Origin of the sequence: Burkholderia sp. IT-111MI5 (genome assembly GCF_949752865.1) — a bacterium.
Lineage (GTDB): Bacteria > Pseudomonadota > Gammaproteobacteria > Burkholderiales > Burkholderiaceae > Burkholderia > Burkholderia pyrrocinia_C.
The window spans coordinates 1-3,712 of the sequence record NZ_CATKIF010000032.1 but is presented as its reverse complement, the minus strand read 5'-3'; the positions used below and the strand labels follow the sequence as shown (position 1 = coordinate 3,712).

The window sequence follows — 3,712 nt, the reverse complement described above, 5'->3', positions numbered from 1 at the left end:
GTTGCCCAGCGTGATGCCCGTCTTGCCGGCATCGTCATAGGTCACCGCCAGCGACGTCAGGTTGCCCTGACCGTCGTCGCCCACCAGGCCCGAATCCTTCAACTGGCCGAGGTTCACCGCGTCGCTGTTGCCCGTCGCGTTCGCGACGTTCGACACCTTCACCGGACCGTTGCCGTTACCCAGCGTCACCGAGTTGTAGTTCGGCGCACCGTTCACGTCGCGGTCGTACGTCACCGCCGCGATCGACTGACCCGTCACCGGATCCACCAGGCCCGAGTCGGAGAGCTGGTTCTTGATGACCGTGATGTTGGTCGTGTTGTCCACGACACGGCCATCGAGGTTCGCCAGCGCATCGCCCACGTTGTGGTAGTCCTGCTTCTGCGATGCGTTCGCCGGATCGGCCAGCGAGTACGTCGGGTTCGTCACGGTGCCGTCCGCGCCGACGGTCGAGCCGCCGCCCAGTGCATCGGCCACGCTCTGCGACACGCCGTGCAGCTGCGAGCCGTTCACCGCGTCCGTGCTGGTTGCGCTCACCGCGCCCGCCTTCACGTTCGTGATCGTCGTGCCGGTCGCACCGCCGCCCAGCGTGATCGCGCCCTTCGACGCGTCGTCGTACGCCACGGCGAGCGGGTTGCCGGGGCCGCCCGAGTTGTTGGCGACGTAGTCCTTCAGCTGGCCATAGTTGACCGCATCCGTGTCCACCGCGCCTTCCGCCACGTTCGACAGCGTCACCGGACCATTGCCGTTACCCAGCGTCACCGAACCGTAGTTCGGCGAACCGTCCGGGTTGCGGTCGTACGTCACCGCAGCGATTGCCTTGCCGTCGCCGCCGATCAGGCCCGAGTCCTTCAACTGGCTCACGTTCACTGCGTCCAGGTCGGCAGTACCTGCCTTCACGTTCGACAACGTCGTGCCGTTCGCGCCGGCCAGCGTGACCTTGTCCTTCGTCGTGCCGTCGTACACCACCGCCAGCGATTCACCCGTCACCGGGTCGATCACGCCGCCGTCTTTCAGCGAGTCCTCCAGCGAGCCGACGCGCGTGTTCGTCGCAAACAGCTGCGAACCGTTCACCGCGTCCTTGCTCGTATCCGACAGCACGCCGTCCGCCACGTTGTGGATCGCCACCGGCGTACCGGCATTGCCCAGCGTGACGCCTGCCTTGGTCGCATCGTCGTACGTCACCGCCAGCGACGTCAGGTTGCCCTGGCCGTCGTCGCCCACCAGGCCGGATTGCTTCAGCTGGCCGAGGTTCAACGCGTCGCTGTCGCCCGTTGCGTCCGCTACGTTCGTCACCTTCACCGGACCATTGCCGTCGCCCAGCGTCACCGAGCCGTAGTTCGGCGTGCCGTCTTGGTTGCGGTCGTACGTCACCGCGGCAATCGCCTTGCCATCGCCGCCGATCAGGCCCGAGTCCTTCAACTGGCTCACGTTCACCGCGTCGAGGTCGGCAGTACCTGCCTTCACGTTCGACAGCGTCGTGCCGTTCGCGCCGGCCAGCGTCACCTGGTCCTTCGCCGTGCCGTCGTACACCACTGCCAGCGATTCACCGGTCACCGGGTCGATCACGCCGCCGTCCTTCAGCGAATCCTCCAGCGAGCCGACGCGCGTGTTCGTCGCGAACAGCTGCGATCCGTTCACCGCGTCCTTGCTCGTCGCCGACAGCACGCCGTCCGCCACGTTGTGGATCGCCACCGGCGTACCGGCATTGCCCAGCGTGACGCCTGCCTTGGTCGCATCGTCGTACGTCACCGCCAGCGACGTCAGGTTGCCCTGACCGTCGTCGCCCACCAGACCGGATTGCTTCAACTGGCCGAGGTTCAGCGCGTCGCTGTCGCCCGTTGCGTCCGCCACGTTCGTCACCTTCACCGGACCATTGCCGTCGCCCAGCGTCACCGAGCCGTAGTTCGGCGAACCGTCCGGGTTGCGGTCGTACGTCACCGCAGCGATTGCCTTGCCGTCGCCGCCGATCAGGCCCGAGTCCTTCAGCTGGCTCACGTTCACCGCGTCCGTATCGGCCACGCCTGCCTTCACGTTCGACAGCGTCGTGCCCGTCGCGCCGCCGCCCAGCGTGACCGTGCCCTTCGACGCGTCGTCGTAGGTCACCGCATTCGCGCCGCCGGTCTGCGCGAGCGCATCGAGCGCATCGCTCACGTTGTGATAGTCGGCACCGCCCACCGAATACGTCGGCTGCGTGATGCTGCCGTCCGAACCGACGGCCGCACCGCCGCCGAGCGCGGTCGTCACGCCCGTCAGCTGGCTGACGTTCACGGCATCGGTCTGCTGCGTGCCGGCCGCCACGTTGATGATCTGGCGTTCCGCGCCCGCGCTGCCGATCGACAGTGCATTCCCGCGGTTGGCCAGCGAGCCGGAACCGAGCGCAATGCCGCCCGTCGCGCCGGCCGCGACGTTCGAATTCGCGCCGAGCGCGATCGCGTTCGCGACGTTGGCCGTCACGTTCGCGCTGGTGCCGACCGCGATCGCGTTCGTCGCACCGACGCGTGCCTTCGCACCGTCGCCGAGCGCGACCGAACTGTCGCCAAGCGCCCACGTATTGTTATTACCGACCGCGACTGCGCGGTCGGCGTTCGCCTGCACGTGCGCGCCCAGTGCGACGGCTTGCGTGCCGTTCGTCTGCGCGTCCGAACCCATCGCGACCGAGTACGCCTGGCCCGCGCCGGTTTGCGCGAAGCTGCCGATCGCGACCGAGTTGTCGGAGCCTGCGACGTTCTGCAGGCCGACCGCCACCGCGTTGCCGCCGCTCGCCACCGACGACGAACCGATCGCGGCCGCCGTCGTCGTATTCGGATCGGCGCCGTTCAGCGACGCGAGGTTGTTGCCCTGCAGGCCTTCAACCGCCACGAGCGGAGCCGAGACGTCCATCAGACCGATCGAACGCGACTTCACGTTGTCGATCGCGGCCTTCGTCTTCTCGTCGAGCGACGTCGAGAACTCGTCGATCGCCTGCTGCGTCTTCGCATCCATCGACGTCGTCAGGTTGTTCATCGCCGCATACAGCTGGCCGCCGTTGACCGCGTCCGTGCTGTCGGAAGCGACGTTGCCGTTCGCCACGTTGACGATGCGGCGCTCGCTACCCACCGACCCGACCGATACCGTATTCGCCTGGTTGGCAACCGAGTTGTAGCCGATCGCGACCGAATCCAGGCCGCTGGCGCGCGCGCCCGTGCCGAGCGCCAGCGCATGGGCGCCCGAGCCGGCCGCGCCTGCGCCGATGGCGACCGCCTGTGCGCCGGTCGCGAGTGCCGGCGTGCCCGTGGTCGAATCCGCGTTGACCTTGACGAATCGCAGGTCGGCGCCGCTCACTTCGTCCTTCAGCTTCGTCAGACCGTCAGTCAGCTGATCGACGTTGACTGCGTCGGTGCCGTCGACGCCCGTTGCCACGTTCTTCAGCGCCACCGGCGTCGATGCGCCCGTACCCCCCAGCGTCACCGAACCGTAGTTCGGCGTGCCGTCTTGGTTGCGGTCGTACGTCACCGCGGCAATCGCCTTGCCGTCGCCGCCGATCAGGCCCGAGTCCTTCAGCTGGCTCACGTTCACTGCGTCCAGATCCGCCACGCCTGCCTTCACGTTCGACAGTGTCGTGCCGTTCGCGCCGGCCAGCGTCGCCTTGTCCTTCGATGCGTCGTCGTACGTCACCGCCAGCGACGTCAGGTTGCCTTGGCCGTCGTCGCCTACCAGACCGGATTGCTTCAGT

1 protein-coding gene is annotated in these 3,712 nt (G+C 67.6%); it reads right to left on the bottom strand.

Annotated features, from left to right (window positions below):
* Positions 1–3,712, bottom strand: a 3,712-nt coding sequence (locus tag ACM6JT_RS21880; protein WP_414857264.1) for a beta strand repeat-containing protein, incomplete at both ends; no start/stop codon positions are given.